This is a genomic window from Rhizobium freirei PRF 81 (genome assembly GCF_000359745.1).
GTDB classification, from domain to species: Bacteria; Pseudomonadota; Alphaproteobacteria; order Rhizobiales; family Rhizobiaceae; genus Rhizobium; species Rhizobium freirei.
The window spans coordinates 37,988-54,812 of record NZ_AQHN01000027.1 but is presented as its reverse complement, the minus strand read 5'-3'; the positions used below and the strand labels follow the sequence as shown (position 1 = coordinate 54,812).

Genomic DNA, 16,825 nt, shown 5'->3' with positions numbered 1-16,825 from the left:
TCAGAGCATCACGTCGCCGGAATTCGGCCCTAGCGTCTGGCCGACGAAGAGGCTCGCTGCCGGCGACGCCAGGAACGCCACGGTCGCAGCCACCTCTTCGGGCTCGCCGAAGCGGCCGAGCGGCAATTCGCGCTTCTTGCGTTCGCGCCATTCTTCGGAAAGACCGAGTACCAGCGGCGTATTGATCGGCCCCGGCGCCACGGCGTTCACCCGCACCCCGCGGCTCGATACTTCTCGCGCAAGCGCCTTGGTCATGCCGATGATCGCCGCCTTGGCGCCGGAATAATGAACCAGCTCGATGCCGCCGATCTGTCCGAGCTGGGAGGCAACATTGACGATGACGCCCTCGCCCCGCGCCAGCATTGACGGCATGACGGCCTTGGTCGCCAGGAAGGTGCCGCGCACATGCACCGCAAACATCCGGTCAAAATCCTCAAGCTCGAGGTTTTCGAATGCCGCCTGATGCGCAATGCCGGCATTGTTGACGAGAAGGGCGACGTCGCCGTGCGAGGCCTTCGCGGCGGCATGGATAGCCGCCACGTCCTCGGGTCGCGCGACGTCGCCGGCGATCGCGGCCGCCGTGCCGCCCGCCTTGATGATATCGGAGGCAACCGACTGCGCGCGCTCCCCGGAGAGATCGTTGACCAGAACCGCATAGCCGTCTGTAGCAAGGCGCAGCGCGATGGCGCGGCCGATACCGGAGCCCGCGCCGGTGACGATTGCCGAAGCCTTCTGCCCCATCATGCGTCCTCCTGAATGCGGACGCGCTTGGCGCGGCGGACCGACAGACCCATCAGGATCGCGTAGGTGCCGAGGAGCGCGAAGGAAAACAGCGTCGTCAACACCCCAAAGGCGAAGACGTTCGGATGCACCTCGACCGAGAAAGTGCCGTAGATGGCAAGCGGCAAGGTCAGTTCGCGGCCGGAGGCAAACAGCGTGCGCGAGAACTCGTCATAAGACAGGGTGAAGGCGAAGAGCATGGCCGAAAGCACGCCCGGGAAGATCAGTGGGAAGGTAACCTTGCGGAAGGTGCGCGCCGGCGTGACGCCGAGCGACCAGGAGGCTTCCTCCATACTCGGATCGAACCGGTTGAAAATCGCAAGCATGACGAGGAAGGCGAAAGGGAAGGTGTAGACGACATGCAGCACGAAGGCCGTGCTCCACCAGTGCCGGTCGATGCCGAAGGCATTGGCGACAAGCGCCGTGCCGAGGCCGACGAGCACGCCCGGCACCATCATGCCGAGAACGATCAGATAGAAGACGACGCCCGAGCCGCGGAACTTGCGGCGAAAGGCCTGGGCGGACATGACGCCGAGCACGGTCGAGACGATCATCGTCATCAGTGCCAGCAAAAGCGAGCGGATCAGCGCCTGATCGATCGGCAGCGGCGCGATGCGCGAGGGCGGCGTCAGCCCGAAGAGATGCCGATACCAATAGGTCGACCATTCGATGATCGGAAATTGCGGACCGCCCTCGGGACCGGTCTGGAACGACAGGATCGCCAGGACGACGAGCGGCCCATAGAGGAAAATCAAAAAGAGGGTCGTATAGACGCCCAGGCCAAGCTTGATGCCGCCGGCATTCATGATCAGAGCTCCTTTCTGAGGTCGACGACCTTGAGCAGGGCTGCGACGACAGCACCCATGATGATCGTCAGGACGACGCCGGCGACCGCGGCAAAGGCCCATTTCAGCGAACCGACCTGGGTGACGATGATATTGCCGAGCAGATTGACCTTGCGGCCGGATAGGGCAGCGGACGTGGCGAATTCACCGAGAACCATGACGGAAACGAAGATCGCACCGACCACCACGCCCGGCATGGAGAGCGGCAGGATGATCGTGCGGAAGATGCGCCAGAAGCCTGCACCGAGATCCTGAGCCGCCTCGATGACCGAGGCGTCGATCCGGCCCATCATGAAGGCGATCGGCCCGACCATGAAGACGCAGTAGATCTGCGTCATGCCGATGATGACGGACAGCTCCGAAAACAAGAGCACTTCTATCGGCTGCTGGACGACACCGAGCTTCATCAGGATCATGTTGATTGCACCCTCGGTGCCGAGCATCGGCCGCCAGGCGAGCACGCGGATCAGGAACGATGTCCAGAACGGAATGACGCAGAGCACGAGAAGCACGGTCTGCAGCGTCTTGTTCTTGATAAGTAGCCCGACGAAGAGCGCTGCCGGATAGCCGACGATGAGCGTCGACAAAAGTACAAGCAGCCATATGCGGATCGTCGTCCAGAGCGCCCCGAGATAGGTGGGGCTCGTCAGGAAGGTGACCCAGCTCTGCAAGGTCAGCGTCGGCTCGATCTTGAAGGTCGTCTGCGTCCAGAAGGAAACATAGACCATCATCAGAATCGGCAGGACGAGGAAGGCCACCATCCAGATCATGCCCGGCACTAGGAGCCAGAGCGTCTTGTTCGACTTCCGGCGCGCGGTTGCTCGTTCCTGCGCGGCTTCCTCGCTCGTCGCGGCCATGGTCATCTCTCGCTCTCCTTGGAGGGTCCGGTGGAAGGTTTCGAAGGGCTCACATCAACCGAAAACAAGGGCATCCTCCTTCTTCCAGACGAGCGCATAGCGATCCTTCTCGACAAAGACCGGCGGACGGGCGTGGCTGAGATGGGATTCGACCTCGAAGACGTGGCCGCCATCGAGCGCAAAGAAGGAATTGACCGCCGCGCCGGAATATTCGCTGGCGATGAAATCGGCCTCGATGCGCACCTCGTCATCCGCAAATACCGCGTCGCGGGGACGGATCGAAACGCGGTCATAGCGGATCGCGTAGGTAGGCTGCGGCGCCTTCCTGCGCGACGCGCTCAGCGGAAAACGGCCCGCCGGCCCGACGAAAGCATCCTCGACGACATTGCCGGCAAAGAGGTTGTAGCAGTTGAGAAAGCGGGCGACTGAGGCCGCTGCCGGACTGTTGTAAACGACGTCGGAAGCAGCGGCCTGTGCGATGCGGCCACGATCAAGCACAAGGACGAGATCGCCCATGGCCAGGGCTTCGGCTTCGCTACCGGTGACATGCAGGAACGTCACACCGCAGCGTTCACGGATGATTTTGAGTTCGCTTCGCATGCGGCTGCGCAGATTGGCATCGAGCGCGCCGAGCGGCTCGTCCAGCAGCACCATTTTCGGCTCGGTCACTAGAGTGCGCGCCAGGGCGACGCGCTGGCGCTGGCCGCCGGAAATCTGCGTGACGGCGCGATCGTCAAATCCCTTGAGGCCGACCAGCGACAGCATGTCCTGTACCTTCGCCGCCAAGGCGCGCGCATCCGTCACCGGATCGACCTGGCGGTTGCGCAGGCCGAAGGCGACGTTTTCGGCGACGGAAAGATGCGGAAACAAAGCAAAGTTCTGAAAGACGAAACCGATGCCCCGCGCATGGGGCTCGACGCCGTCGAGACGCTTGCCGTGGAAGAAGATCGAACCTGCCTCCGGCTCCTCGAAGCCGGCAATGACGCGCAGCAGCGTGGTCTTGCCTGAGCCGCTCGGGCCAAGCAGCGAGATATAGGCATCGTCGGGCAAAGAGAAATCTATCCTGTCCAGCGCGGCTGACGCGCCATAGGACTTGGTGACTTGGCTGAGCTGAAGAACGGTCGACACCGATTTCCTACCAGTTTCAAGGCAAGGACCATCCCTCGGGCAAAGCGCTGCCTCCGCCGGAATCGCATCGATCCGGACACCAGACGTCGGTCTGCGTTCGCGCATGAACACATGCGCGTCAAAGAGATGTTCCTTGGCGTTTCAAAGAGTTCCACCTTTGGCGCTTCTGACGAGCGCCTTGATGAAGAGAGCATTGCATAAATGATTTTTGTATTCAATAGACTTTTTATGAAAAAGCCGAAGCCCGAAGCAAACAATTAATTGAGGAATATCCGGCGGAAGGACATCAATATTGCAGACATCTCTATCTGCTCGCAAATTGGCGGCAAAGCAGCCATTGCAGCCATCACATCGTGACGCCGCACCCAAGAATCATTCAGCAAATAGCGCACCTAGCGGCACCTTATGTCGGCACTTATCGAAACGAGACTCACCGCGCTCGCACGAAGAAAACATATTTTGTATTCAATAGTCATTTATTTTTGCGCTATGTTAGGGCAACAAAACGCGTAAGAGTGAGGCATCAGAACGACGTGAGTCCATTGCATCAGATGACCGAAAACCATGCGCGCCCCAATGCGCAAAAGCGCTACGAGATCGCCGAGGATGTTCTGCGCGGCAATATCGAGGACAACACGCTGCCGCGGGGCGTGGTGCTGCTCGAAGGCCCGATCGCCGATATCCTGCAGATTTCGCGCGCGCCCGTGCAGAGGGCGCTGCAGGCGCTGGAGAGCGAGGGGCTGGTGCATCGTTTCAACGGGCGCGGCTATCTCGTCGGCCCCGCAGGCCAGGGCATCGAGCCGAAGCGCACCGATATCAAAACCCTCGGCCTGACCATCCCGCGCCACGCGGACGAGGCCTTGCAGAGCCGCGCCTCCTGGGAGCGCATCTACAATACCGTCGAGGCGGATGTCGCCGGCTGCGTCGTCTTCGGCCAGTACCGCATTATCGAGATCGAGCTTGCGGATCACTTCAACGTCAGCCGCACCGTCGTCCGCGACGTGCTGACGCGCTTGCGCGAGCGCGGCCTCGTGCGCAAGAACCAGTCGTCCCACTGGATCGCCGGCCCGCTGACGGCGCAGATGATCAAGGATCACTACGGCCTGCGCGGCATGCTGGAGCCGCAGGCGCTCGTTGCCGGAGCCAGCCGTGTCGACCGGGAGCGATTGACCGACCTGTTTCAGCGCCTCTCTGATCTCGAGCGGCGCGACGCAGCCGAGCACCTTGCGGCGCTGGAGACCATCCATGCTGATTTCATCGAGATCTGCGTTCTCGCAACGCCGAACGAGCGGCTGAAGGAATCCATCCGCAACAACCTGCTGCCTGTCACGGCGACGGAACGATTGCTGCGCCGGCTCGGGCTGCCAGGCGATCCCGCCATCATCACGGAGCTGCGCCTGATTGCGGAACTGCTGCTGCGGGGCGCGGTGAAGGCGGCGGCGGCGATGATGGAGAACCATCTGGAAGCCTCGGTCGATCGCACGATCGCACAGATGAAGATCGTCGCCATCATCCCCGGCCCAGGCGTGACGGCCGCCTATCTGACCCGCGTTCTGGAATGAGACGCAGGTAATCCCTTTCCTATTCAATCTATGTTGGAAGCGAGGGAATGAAGAGGCGGCCATCCGTTTGATCCTCTATGCGAGAGCGGTGCGAAGGCGCGCAAGCAACGCCTGCCGGTCCGCGCGCGCCGCCAGCGCCTGATCCATAGTGACCTCGATGAACTGCGTCGGCGTATGCGGCTGCAGTTGCGCGATCAGATCCATGTCGGCCGAGATCACCGTTCCCAGCATGAAATAGCCGCCGCCGGAGACGGCATCGCGATGCAGGATGATCGGCTCCGTTCCGCCCGGCACCTGGATCGAACCGTAGGGATAGCAGCTGTCGACGATATTCGACGGATCCGAGCCGGCACCGAAGGGCTGCTTGCGCTCGACGAATTCAAGCTTGCGGCCGCCGCGGAAGCGATAGCCCATGCGATCGGCTTCCGGCGCCACCTTCCATTGGTCGGCAAAGAAATTGCTCTTCGTCTCCTCGGTCAGCCGATCCCAGTAGAGCCCCGGCAGGACCCGCAGCTCGGCCGGCGTGCCCGGCTTGCGGCGAAGCTCCTCGGCAACGGATCTGCCCGCGCCGCCAATGGAACCGGAGCCGACTGGAAGCTCGTCGCCGGCAACGATCGCCCTACCGCTAAGACCACCAAGTGCGCCGATGACATAGGTCGATCGGCTACCCAACGCTTCCGGAACGTCGATGCCGCCAGACACCGCAATGCAGATCCGCGCGCCGGACTTCAGAAAGTCAAAGCTTACGGTCTGCCCTGCCTTGACCTCGAGCGCCGTCCATCCCGGCTGGACTTCGCCATCGATCCTGACCGGCATATCGGCGCCGGTGACCGCGATCAGCGCATCATCCAGAAATTCGAGCTTAGGCCCCATGAAGACGGCCTCCAGCCCTGCGGCACCCTCTTCATTGCCGACAAGGAGATTTGCCGCGCGCATAGCATAGCGATCCATTGCGCCGCCGACGGGAATGCCGAGATGGAAATAGCCGGGCCGCCCGAGATCCTGAATGGTGGTGGAAAGACCGTGATGAAGAACCTTAATGGCCATGCAGCGCGCCCTCCAGCTTGGTGTTGTAGCCGTCGATATCGGCCTGATATTGGCGCAGATCGAAACTGACCTCGCGGATCGGCGGCGCGAAGCGGCCCTTATCGACATCCTCGACTGCCTGGTCGTAGCCATCGCGATCGATCGGCCGGAATTTCACGATGTCGCCGGGGCGGAAGAACACCATGAAATCGCGCAGGTAGCTTGTCGATTGCGTGGGATCGAAGATCGGCATCGGCGTGATGCCGAACATCTGATAGCCGCCGGCCCCTCGCACCGAATAGATACAGCCGAAGCAGCCGCCATGACCAACCGTCAGCCGCGGCGTATCGGTTCGCGGGCGCAGATATTTCGGCACCTCGATCTGCCGCTGCCGCTCCACCATCTGATACATGAAGGGCAGGCCGGCGACGAAGCCGACCATCGAGACGAACCAGGGCGATCCGGCATGGGCCGAGATGAAATCCTCGACCGCATCGTAACCGTTGATCCTTGCAGCATAATCGAGATCGGTGCCGTTGGGCTCCTGGTGCCGCTCGCGGAAGCGCATCAGCGTCTCATGCGTCCAGGGATCGTTGTAGAAGACTGGGATTTCGACGATGCGAGTGGTGATGACAGGCTCCGCCTTCTCGGCAGCGCCCTCGATCGCCTTGACCTCGCGTAAGAGCTCGTCCGGCTTGATCCGATCGGGATCGAACTTGATCTGGAAGGAAGCGTTGGCGGGGCAGATTTCGGTGACGCCCTTGATGGCGCTCTCGCGCACTCCCTTCGCCATCGACAGGCTTTTGAAGAAGGCTTCAAGGGACATCTCATCGCTGCATTCGACGAAGAGATGCTCGTCACCTCCGAACGTAAAGCGAGCAGGCATCAGGCAACCTCCGCCGATACGCCGTCAACCGCGGCAAAATCGGTCTCCAGCCAGGATTCGAGAAAACGCGTGTGGAATGCACCTTTTCGCACCGACGGATCGCGGGCGAGCGCGAGGTGCAGGGGGATCGTCGTCGGCAAACCCTCGATCGTCAGATTGGAAAGGGCGGCTGCCAGCCTGTCGAGGCAGGCATTGCGATCCTCGGCCCAGACGACGAGCTTGCCGAGAAGGGAATCGTAGAAGGGCGGTACGGTGTAGCCGGCGTAAAGCATCGTATCGAACCGAATGCCCTCGCCTTCCGGAATCGAAAGCCGCGTGACGGTGCCCGGCGCCGGCAGAAAGCCCTTGGCCGGATCCTCGGCATTGATCCGGCACTCGATGGCATGACCACGCGCCCGAATATCGGACTGCGACAGCGACAGGGGAGCGCCACCCGCCACCTTGAACATCTCCTGCACCAGATCGATCCCGGTAATCATCTCCGTAACCGGGTGCTCGACCTGAATGCGCGTGTTGACCTCGATGAAATAAAACTGCCTGCTATCCTCGTCGTAGAGATATTCGACCGTGCCTGCGCCGCGATAACCGACTTCGGCCGCAAGCGCTACGGCGCTGGCGCAGAGGCGCTGCCGCACGTCATCGGGAAGAAGAAAAGCCTGCGCTTCTTCCCAAACCTTCTGCCGCCGCCGCTGCAGCGAGCATTCGCGCTCGAAACAATGGACGAAATTCCGTCCGTCGCCGAAAATCTGCACCTCGATATGCCGAGCGCAGGTGATGACCTTCTCCATGTAAAGGCCACCATCACCAAAAGCGGCGGCCGCCTCCGTCGATGCGAGCGGAAACTGTTCTCTAAGCTCCGCGAGCGACCGCACGATGCGGATGCCACGCCCACCGCCACCGGCCGCGGCCTTGATCATCACGGGAAAGCCGGTGTGCTTGGCGATCACCTCGGCGGCGTCGATATCCGCGACGCGGCCATCACTTCCCGGTACTGTCGGAACACCGGCCCGTTTTGCAATCTCGCGGGCGGCCACCTTGTCGCCGAGCAGTCGGATAGCTTCGCCGCTCGGCCCGATGAAGATCATGCCCGCCGCCTCGACGGCATCGGCGAAATCTCCGTTTTCGGACAGAAATCCATAGCCCGGATGGACGGCATCCACACCGGCTGCCCGCGCAGCGGCGATAATGGCTTCGATGTTCAGATAGGATTTCTTCGGGGCCGGCGAGCCGATATTGATCGCCTCGTCGGCCAATTTCACCGCGAGCATCTCCGCATCGGCGGCGCTATGGACCTGCACCGTGCGAATGCCGAGCGCCTTGGCAGCCTTTATGATCCGCACCGCGATCTCGCCGCGGTTGGCGATCAGGACCGAACGGATCGTCATGGGTCCACCTCCGCGATGACTTGCCCGGCCATGACAGGCTCCTCATTGTCGACGAGGAAGGTGATGTTCTTGCCGTCGAGCCCGGCGGGGATCTGCTGGAAGGTTTTCATGACCTCGATAAGGCCGATGGTATCGGCTGCGGCAACAGCGTCACCCTCGGCCTTGAAGGGCGGAAGGTCCGGAGAGGAGGCCCTGTAGAAGGTTCCCGGAAGGGGTGATCTGATCTCAAGCTTGCTCATGGGACCTCCGCGCTGCGTCACTGTTCAAAATCTGCGAAACGGGTGCAATTCTGATACCCTCGGCAACAAGGGCCTCCCGCATATGCCGCACGATATCAAGGGCACCCAAAGTATCGGAATGAAAACAGATGGAATCAAAGGCGATCGGAATATCCGCGCCGTTGACGGTGCGAACCACGCCCTCGGTGCAGGCTCTCACGACCTTGCGGGCAATCGCCTTGGGATCGGGACGCCCCATATCCCTGGTAAAGACGATCCAGCCGGTGTCGCCGTAATCGCGGTCGGCATAAAATTCGCGGACGATCGGCTGGCCGGCCTCCCGCGCGGCAAGGCAGGTGGCCGAGCCGTCCATACAGAAGACGAACATATTCGGCGCCACTGTGCGCATATATTGGATGAAAATCCGCGAGAGATCGGTGTTCGCCGCCAGCTCCATGTAGAGAGCGCCGTGCGGCTTCACATGCTGCACGGGCACGCCGTAGCGCCTGGCGAACTCGCGCAGCGCACCGACCTGGTAAATCAGGTCGTTGATGATCTCGCGGCTGGTGCCATTGATCTTGCGCCGCCCGAACCCCTGGAGATCGTTGTAACCGGGATGGGCGCCGACGCCAACGCCGAGGTTGGCAGCCATTCGCACGGTCTCGTCCATCAAATTGGGGTCACCGGCATGAAAACCAGTAGCGATATTGGCGGAACTGATAAGCGAGATAAGCTCTTCGTCATGCGCATCGCCGATCCGCCATCGGCCGAAGGCCTCCCCCATGTCGCAATTGATGTCGACCGCTTCCTTCAAATGCGTTCCCTCGCCTATGCGTCCCGATCCGGACCGATATAAAGAGGCTAGAAGGAAGAATTGCCCTTGAAAAATACAATTTTCAAAGCATCATTATCTGATAAATTGATACCGGCGCCTAAAATCGCGCCAGAAAATCTCTATATATTTCAGTGATATAAGGAAATTGCGCGAGAATAAGTCGAAATCCATTTCGTTTTGTATCCATGAAATCGGATTCGCCACAGCAGTTTTCAGATAAACAGATGGGACGTGCACCATGAGCCTGAGCCTGCGGCAGATCCGCTATTTCGTAGCAACGGCCGAATATGGGCAGATCTCGCATGCTGCCGTCAATCTGTCGATCTCGCAATCCGCCGTTACTGCGGCGATCAAGGACCTCGAATTGACGGTTGGCGTCTCTCTGTTCAACCGCACGCCTCAGGGCATGGAACTGACCACAGCCGGCCGGCAGTTCTTGTCCCATGCCTATGAGATTCTGGCAAAGATCGATGAAGCGACGCATCTCAATCTCGTCAGCAGCGATATAGAGGGGGAGCTCGTCGTTGCCGCGACCTATACCGTCATCGGCTATTTCCTGCCGCTTCACATCGAGCGTATCCGCCGTCTCTATCCGAAACTGAAAATCAAGCTCTATGAGGTCAATCGCGAGTCGATCGAAGAAGGTCTGCTTGCCAATCGTTACGACATTTCGGTGCTGCTGACATCGAACATTCTCAATCCGATGTTAACGACCGAGACATCGCTGAGCTCCGTCCGGCGACTATGGGTTCCGGCTGGTCACGGATTGCTGCGCCGCGATGGAGTGGGCCTGCGCGAGATCGCCGAGGAACCTTACATCATGCTGACGGTGGACGAAGCTGCCCACTCTTCCTTGCGATACTGGAGCCAGAGTTCGTATCAGCCGAAGGTGCTGTTGCGGACCAGTTCGATCGAGGCCGTGAGGTCAATGGTGGCGAACGGCCTCGGCGTCGCAATCCTGTCGGACATGGTGCATCGCCCCTGGTCCCTAGAAGGGCGACGCATCGAGACCGTGAACATCCAAGACCCGATTCCGCCCATGGATGTGGGCCTGGCCTGGCGCGCCAACGTCGAGTTCAGCCCGCCGATGCTCGCCTTTAGACGTTATTTCCAGCAAGCTTATAACCTGCCCGGAACAAATTCCTGACCCGACATCCACCATGGCCCATCCGGCGGTCATGACACGGGGGGACAGGCCGCAAGCATCACGGCTTTCCGCTCGGCGAAGATCAGAGCCAGTTCAACGAAAGGCAGATATCGTAGGCAATCGCAAGCCAAGCAACAATAATTGCTGCAAACATCATCAGCGCAACCCTCATATTTCCTTGAGGTGCTTTAAAATCCGCGGTGACGTGTGCCGTATCGGTGGAGCTTAGTTTTCTCACAGGCCAGCCCACCCTGGTTAGTACTCTTCTAAACAAGCTGGCTCTCTTGGAGGTTCCCTGTGTCCGCTCAGTATCAAGTAAATGTATTAGTCGGGAATATCAGAAGGACGAGAGCTTGCTAGCAGTGACCATGGGGGGTGCTGACGAGCCCCTGCAAATGCACACTCGAGAGCATCGGGAACTCGGCCTCCAAAACCGAAAGAAGAGCTGCTTGTGCTGCCTTTATGAGGAATTCGGCCTGCGCTACATCGAGCTCGCTGGCGATTCCACCGGCATACTGCATCATTTTTACAAGGGCCAAGATCTCGTCCTGACGTTCCTGTTCTTCAAAATCGGTCACTCTTAGAAGCCCCACCAAATGATTTGATAGGGGGAGATTGCCATATTTCGACTGATGAGGTGCGTTGCAAAAGCGTTGCGCACGCAACGACTGCATTAAAGATCAACTACATGCGGTAAAATTGTGAGAAGAGCTTGCGCCATAGCGGCGTCACATTGAAAGACCAATCCACGGTGTGTACCCGCACCGGCGCATCGGCAATCGCGCGCATGAGCTCGATGGCATCCTGACGCTTCTGGTCGGTCCACGCTTTTGCGACAAGTGCCCTCACCTGGCTTATGTCCATCTCGGCGGCTTCGGCAACACGCCTCCAGGTCCGGTCCTTGAAATATAGACGCCGGGCCGCATCGGACAGCCGCAAAGCCTCCTCCCTGCCGATAATGCCTTGGCCAATCGCGGCCTCGATTGTCGCATCGACATTGACCAACGGCACCGACAAAGCGGGATAGCCCAAGTCCGCCGGGCCATGAAGGAGAGCGACATCCGCATCCTCCTCGCGGCGCCCGGAAGCATAGTCACCGAAGATCCGGCCGACGCCGACCATGCCGTAAACCTGGCACTCAACCGCGCGGAGCGCTCCCATACTGGCCGCCCCGAACACCGGAACACCGCGGGATAAGGCAAAGAGCAATTCCTTGTGCCAGACCGGCGCGACGAACTCGAACTGACCGTCGACAAGGCCGATCGCGGTCGCACCATCCTCGAGAGCTCTGACGACGTCGCCTTGGCATGCCGGTGGCCGTATGACCATCGTGCCGTCGGCGAACGCTTTGGCATCGGGCAGGCTAGGTCCCGCGAAGATCACTTTCATAGGAAGCCCTTTGACAGTGCGCGGCTGCCGAAACGAATTCGGCGCCCCCCGTCCGGATGTTCAAGTTGTGGCGCGAAGACCTTTGCGACCGATGCCGGCAGCCAATCGGGTGCCAGCTCGATTGCATAAAGCCGGTCGATACCGTGTCTCAACAGCTTCGCGACAAGGTGGTCTAGCGCATCTTGCGCAGACCTGGCCTGTAACGTCGGCAGTTCATTCAGTTTCGTCGCGCATCGAACCCGGAACGACTGCAGGTGGGCCGGGTCGGCCCGGCGTGAAAACAGCTCCGGGACAAGATCGTCCCTGGCACCCGCGATGAACGTCATTCGAGATTGCACGGCCTCGGAAATCGCCCGGGCGACGGCCACATCGGAGGACAGGGATGCCCCTGCCCCCATGGTCAAGTCGACATATCTGAGCGAGCCGTCATCACCTTTCGGTCGCAGCAACGCCGCGACGGATGCAACGGATAGATCGCTCGTCACGTCAAAAAGTGCGAGATCGAAGTCTGCTGAGAAAATCTTCTCCAGCATCTCGCAAATGCCATCGTCTTCGATGCTGTGCGGATCTATCCGGCGAGCGTAACGACGCGCCGGGCCGCCAACATCCCAGAGGACGCAAGCATCCCGTTCTATCCGCTCCAGCAACCCGTGCAGAACCGCCTCGTGCCAGGTGTTGCCTGACGCCAATCCGTCCGATGATACCCAAAAGCGCGGGCTGACATTCGTTCGGTCGAGATGAACGGCCTCGAAAGGCACGAATATTGAGGCGTTCTTCGCCAAATCGTGGGCCTTAGACCATCTGATCTGGTCAGTGGTCTCTACCGGCTGGGCGCCGACCGCCAGCAGACCATCCAAACAATCCATTGCATGGCCGCTCATGGCAAGATCACCTGCACTTGCCATAAGCGTTGAACAGTGAGGCTGGGTCGCGACCGATCGCTCGATCGCTTCCATTACCGCCGATGTCTTCGCGGAAATGTCGTCCAGACCTTTGCCCTGGGCGACGACGATCGCCTTGGAATTCGGGGCGTAGGCGCACCAAACGGGAATGCCGATCCGGTCAAGCCCGGTCTGGCGGCCGACGCGAGTTATGCCAAGCGACCCCAAATAGGGCCAAACCCTCGACAAGGTTTCGCCAGGAGGGCACGCTCTAAAGTTGTTTGACACCGATCAGCGCGTACCTAGCCCTCGTAAAGGCCTGACGCCACGGCGCTTGCTGAACTCACTGCCACGGCGAAATCGACATCTTTCTCGACTTTGACGCCTTTCGCCCGCCAGGATTCAGCCGTCGCCAGATCGCCCGCCAGCGGCTGCGTGTATCGAACGACAGTCCCGTTTTCGAGGTCAGCCAGCCAAAGGCCCTGTTCACCAGCAATCCCAATTAGCACCGCACCTGCCATAATCTCTTCCTCTCAAAAACCGGCCTTCAGCAGGCCTTCCCTGTAATGTTCTGTCTGCCACTTTTCCTTGTTCGGGATCATGGACAGCCATGCCTCAAGATCGAAATTCGGGTTGTCGCGCAAGGCGCGCAGCCGATACGCCTTAGCCTTGGAAAGATTCCCCAGCATTGCCCAGCTTGCCGCCGCAAGCCTGCTTGCCGGCCCGGCGTCTCTCATCCTGTCCAGATAGGACAATGCCTCGGCATATTCGCCAAGGAAATAGCTGGCTCCAGCTGCGGTCCAATAATAGTAGTCCGGGGCAAGCGGATTGAGATCGAGAGCGGTTGAAACCTTCGCCAATGCCGCTTTCGGGTTGGCGCCATGGGTGAGACAGTCGGCGTGGCTACAAATCACGTCCGCGTAGTGCGGGCTGAGGTCCTCGGCGTTCGACAAGGCCTCGAGGCTGCCATCGATGTTTCCGCGGTAGAGCCGGGCGACGCCGATTTCCTTGAAGCCTCCGGCGAACTGACTGTCACCGCGGATTGCATCGGCCGCCATTTTTTCCGCCTGGTGCAACAGATCGCCATCGCCGCGGGCCGTCAGAACCCATTCCATCGTCAGCGTTCTGGCGATGCCCGCAAGTGCCGCCGCAAACCCTCGCTCATGCTCGAGAGCCTCCTTGAAATGCCTGCGCGCGCGGCGGACATTCTGAAGGTTCAAGCGGGACAGGCATTTTACGCCCTCGAGATAGGCAAAATAGGCCTGCGGCTTGCAGCTGAAATCGGAAACTATGTGATGGAAGGCGCCAACACGCTCGATGATGGAGTTCTGGATCGCAGTGGCGATCGCGTTGCGATGCTCCGTTATGGCCGCGTTATCCAGCTGGACGCGTGTTGCCCAGACAATTTCGTCCCGCGGCATGAAAATCAGCTGCGCGAAAAGGCTGTCGCCTGTCCTCTTTGTATCGAGCGCGTAGACCACATTATGTTGCCTGAGAAGCCCGGCCTTGTCGTTTGAGGAGCGGATCTGCTCCGCGGTATAGGGAGCGACGACGGATACGCTTCGATCGACGCAAAGACTGATCGTCAGATCTTCGATGACCGCATTTGCAACCGATCCTGCGCGCTCTGAATCCTCCAGCGTCTCAGGAGGAAGCAGGGCGATACGCGGCATTTGGTTGTCGGCGGCGATTGGAATCGTATCTTGAACCGGATGGCTTGAATTCGGATCTTTCGTTTCGCCAATCAACTGGATGTAAGAGGTGATCTTCTCTCCGAGCGCCACCCTGACCTCATCATCGGTCTGGTCCCAGTCCAGCAGAAGCATGGCTGCACGCTTCAATTCGCCACGATATTGGGGCGAAGAAGGTTGGTTCATCGTCTTGAAGAATTCGGCTCGCAGCTCCCCTGCCAGCCGTGCCCGAACGTCGCGTACCCAGACAGCCGCAGCTCCAGAGCCGTTGCCGTAAGCGGGCAGAAAATTCTTGGCGACAGCATTGGCGAGCGCGCTGAGCTTGGCAACGCCGGACGTACTTTCGATAGTGTCCAGATCGCACCGCAATGCGTCGAAATTCAAGGTAAGGTTCGTCGCAACGCCGCCGATCAGCGGCTTGGGGGATTCGGACGTCGCAGTCGCCAAACGCAGGAGGGTCGACCTCAAATTGGCGCCGGCGGCCTGAAGATTGCCGGGCCAGAGAAAAGCCGCCAGATCCTTGCGCGGCATCGATTGTCGGCAATCGTGGAGATAGGCAAGCATGAGCAGCGCCTGTCTTGGCACGTTCACACGATCACCCTTCTCGTCATAAAGGGCGCAGCTGCCAAGTGTCGTCAAATGAAATGTCATCTTGCCAGGTCAGCACTCGTTGTCAGCTTCGGATGATTGCATGAAAGCGTGGTTCCTCGCCCACAACCGCTTGTCCTCAATCCCCAATAAGGCTGTCTGCGGGGTGGCATCATGATGTTTAGCAGGTCTAAAATTAGCCGCGCTTCCGCAGAAGGAAGGACGTCGTCCGATGCGCTTCCGAAGGAAAGCATGACCGGGACGTCGCAGCTTTCTGAAATGCGCGGAAGGCGGCCAGCACCGATTTTTTTGACGTCGTATTCGTATTTCTCGAGCTGTTGCGGGCTTATGCAGAGCTCCTCGGCCACTATGCTCTGCATAATTGACAATTCCTCCCGAAGCAGTCGGTTGCGTGATCCAACTCCAACATCGATCGCATCGGGCTTTTTGTCCATGAGGAAACCGTCAGAAGAGAAATTACCTTCATGTTCGCAGGTTTCCCTCGAATTCACAATCTTCCAACGAGGCATCCAAAGTCGATTTTGCACTGTGCCAAGAGGTTTCCGATCGCTGTTTTAAACAGATAGTGGAATCGCTCTTTACGGCAGCAAGCCGCATCTGTGGCATCTGCCCTACCACGCTTTGGATGTGCCCATGAGAGACGACATCTGGCCCCGGGAATTTGTCGGTTATCCAAAAGACTGCGAGGCAAGGGCAAAAACCAATGGAGCGCGGTTGTCCGCACGTCCATAAGCAGCAGCCTCGGAAGAGACCATGGTCGTTACCGTATCAAAGACGGACATCCCGCTTTGCTGGACAAAGCTGGCGAATGGGCCGGTGTCGAAATGAGTATCGAGGCGGAGAAAGCTGCCGACATGCGCGGCCACATGTGGCTGCACGACCGCAATTGCGTCTTCGGCACGATAGGCAACAACGGGGCCTATAACATGACCTCGGCCGAAACGGCGACGCATGGAATAAGCTATTAATTTATGACCGTCATAAAGACCGTAGCAGATGGAACTTTCGAACAACCGCACAAGGTGCCGATGGCGGAGGGTTCCGAAAGCGGGCTCATCCAGGCACGCGACTGCGTCAATATCGCCGCGTTCGAGGCGTCGCAGATGAAGGCTCGATTTCAGGCTGCTTGGCTCAGGGACCGACACTATTTCTCCCTGGCACTGAAAAACCGATTGCTGGGGCTTAAATCCAAGTGTCGCGCACATCCGGCGTGCGGCCCTCGTCGCGTTCAGTCTCAACCTTTCTTGGTGGCATTCCGTCAGCATGCGCCTGACGAGCCATTTCGCCGTACCATTTGTCTGCAGCCGCGGCGAGGTAATCAACATGCCGAATGTAGCGAAACTCTCCCCGTGCGGAAACCACATGGTCGAACCGGAGACCCTGCCAATTTCGTCAAGGGCCACGAAACCACGCCCGACATCGCGCAGATGCTGCCAGTCCTGCGATCTGTGCGGCCACCCGACCGACATCGAGAGAGCCTGAAGTTGCGACAGGTCGACATCGGCAATGTCGGCAAAACGCATTTCGAATGCATCGACATTAAGTCTCTCGGGTATTTTCGTATCCATTCTTGATTCGGCCGCCAT

18 protein-coding genes are annotated in these 16,825 nt (G+C 59.6%); 2 read left to right on the top strand and 16 right to left on the bottom strand.

Annotation, left to right across the window (positions count from 1 at the left end; translation table 11 throughout):
- Genes RHSP_RS07615 through RHSP_RS07600 form a run of 4 tightly spaced genes read right to left on the bottom strand, consistent with a single transcriptional unit; the run spans position 1 to position 3,610 of the window.
- Entirely contained in the window at positions 1-741 is a 741-nt protein-coding gene (locus RHSP_RS07615; RefSeq protein WP_004112175.1) for an SDR family NAD(P)-dependent oxidoreductase, read from the bottom strand.
- A complete protein-coding gene (locus tag RHSP_RS07610) occupies positions 741-1,586 on the bottom strand; it encodes an ABC transporter permease (RefSeq protein WP_037150356.1) in 846 nt (281 codons plus the stop codon). The genes RHSP_RS07615 and RHSP_RS07610 overlap by 1 nt, the downstream gene beginning before the upstream one ends.
- A 2-nt stretch (positions 1,587-1,588) precedes the next feature.
- Positions 1,589-2,488: an ABC transporter permease gene (locus tag RHSP_RS07605; protein ID WP_037150353.1), complete on the bottom strand. Its 900-nt coding sequence runs from the start codon at positions 2,486-2,488 to the stop codon at positions 1,589-1,591.
- A gap of 48 nt (positions 2,489-2,536) precedes the next feature.
- A complete protein-coding gene (locus RHSP_RS07600) occupies positions 2,537-3,610 on the bottom strand; it encodes an ABC transporter ATP-binding protein (RefSeq protein ID WP_037150350.1) in 1,074 nt (357 codons plus the stop codon).
- 551 nt (positions 3,611-4,161) lie between these two features.
- Between RHSP_RS07600 and RHSP_RS07595 the strand changes: the two genes are divergently transcribed.
- Complete coding sequence (locus RHSP_RS07595) at positions 4,162-5,172, top strand: GntR family transcriptional regulator (protein WP_004112167.1); 1,011 nt, start codon at positions 4,162-4,164, stop codon at positions 5,170-5,172.
- 75 nt (positions 5,173-5,247) lie between these two features.
- On the opposite strand, the gene RHSP_RS07590 is transcribed toward RHSP_RS07595, so the two are convergent.
- The 5 genes from RHSP_RS07590 to RHSP_RS07570 are packed head-to-tail and all read right to left on the bottom strand — an operon-like array spanning position 5,248 to position 9,501.
- Positions 5,248-6,219, bottom strand: a complete 972-nt coding sequence (locus tag RHSP_RS07590; RefSeq protein ID WP_037150348.1) for a 5-oxoprolinase subunit C family protein — start codon at positions 6,217-6,219, stop codon at positions 5,248-5,250.
- On the bottom strand, positions 6,209-7,084 hold the full coding sequence (locus tag RHSP_RS07585) for a 5-oxoprolinase subunit B family protein (RefSeq protein WP_004112165.1): 876 nt from the start codon (positions 7,082-7,084) through the stop codon (positions 6,209-6,211). The genes RHSP_RS07590 and RHSP_RS07585 overlap by 11 nt, the downstream gene beginning before the upstream one ends.
- Positions 7,084-8,469, bottom strand: a complete 1,386-nt coding sequence (locus RHSP_RS07580; RefSeq protein WP_004112162.1) for an acetyl-CoA carboxylase biotin carboxylase subunit — start codon at positions 8,467-8,469, stop codon at positions 7,084-7,086. The genes RHSP_RS07585 and RHSP_RS07580 overlap by 1 nt, the downstream gene beginning before the upstream one ends.
- Positions 8,466-8,708, bottom strand: coding sequence for an acetyl-CoA carboxylase (locus RHSP_RS07575; protein ID WP_004112159.1), 243 nt, complete (start codon positions 8,706-8,708; stop codon positions 8,466-8,468). The genes RHSP_RS07580 and RHSP_RS07575 overlap by 4 nt, the downstream gene beginning before the upstream one ends.
- Positions 8,695-9,501, bottom strand: coding sequence for a 5-oxoprolinase subunit PxpA (locus RHSP_RS07570; RefSeq protein ID WP_004112157.1), 807 nt, complete (start codon positions 9,499-9,501; stop codon positions 8,695-8,697). Before RHSP_RS07570 ends, RHSP_RS07575 begins: the two co-directional genes overlap by 14 nt.
- Before the next feature lie 259 nt (positions 9,502-9,760).
- On the opposite strand from RHSP_RS07570, the gene RHSP_RS07565 reads away from it, so the two are divergent.
- Positions 9,761-10,669, top strand: a complete 909-nt coding sequence (locus tag RHSP_RS07565) for a LysR family transcriptional regulator (protein WP_004112149.1) — start codon at positions 9,761-9,763, stop codon at positions 10,667-10,669.
- Positions 10,670-11,025: 356 nt separating this feature from the next.
- Here the strand turns inward: RHSP_RS07565 and RHSP_RS07560 are convergent, their stop codons facing one another.
- The 7 genes from RHSP_RS07560 to RHSP_RS07530 form a co-directional block, all read right to left on the bottom strand.
- On the bottom strand, positions 11,026-11,247 hold the full coding sequence (locus tag RHSP_RS07560; RefSeq protein ID WP_004112146.1) for a hypothetical protein: 222 nt from the start codon (positions 11,245-11,247) through the stop codon (positions 11,026-11,028).
- A 106-nt stretch (positions 11,248-11,353) separates the two neighbouring features.
- The gene (locus RHSP_RS07555; RefSeq protein WP_004112144.1) at positions 11,354-12,058 is read right to left on the bottom strand and encodes a TfuA-like protein; all 705 of its coding nucleotides are present in this window, start codon (positions 12,056-12,058) and stop codon (positions 11,354-11,356) included.
- On the bottom strand, positions 12,055-13,227 hold the full coding sequence (locus tag RHSP_RS07550) for a YcaO-like family protein (protein ID WP_004112139.1): 1,173 nt from the start codon (positions 13,225-13,227) through the stop codon (positions 12,055-12,057). The genes RHSP_RS07555 and RHSP_RS07550 overlap by 4 nt, the downstream gene beginning before the upstream one ends.
- Positions 13,228-13,241: 14 nt before the next feature.
- Positions 13,242-13,460, bottom strand: coding sequence for a hypothetical protein (locus RHSP_RS07545; RefSeq protein ID WP_004112138.1), 219 nt, complete (start codon positions 13,458-13,460; stop codon positions 13,242-13,244).
- Positions 13,461-13,472: 12 nt separating this feature from the next.
- Positions 13,473-15,281, bottom strand: a complete 1,809-nt coding sequence (locus tag RHSP_RS07540; protein WP_004112137.1) for a hypothetical protein — start codon at positions 15,279-15,281, stop codon at positions 13,473-13,475.
- Positions 15,278-15,673 (bottom strand): helix-turn-helix domain-containing protein, encoded by a 396-nt coding sequence (locus RHSP_RS33060; protein WP_157385315.1) that lies wholly within the window; start codon positions 15,671-15,673, stop codon positions 15,278-15,280. The genes RHSP_RS07540 and RHSP_RS33060 overlap by 4 nt, the downstream gene beginning before the upstream one ends.
- A gap of 234 nt (positions 15,674-15,907) precedes the next feature.
- Positions 15,908-16,807, bottom strand: a complete 900-nt coding sequence (locus RHSP_RS07530; RefSeq protein ID WP_004112136.1) for a GNAT family N-acetyltransferase — start codon at positions 16,805-16,807, stop codon at positions 15,908-15,910.
- Between the last annotated feature and the right edge of the window lie 18 nt (positions 16,808-16,825).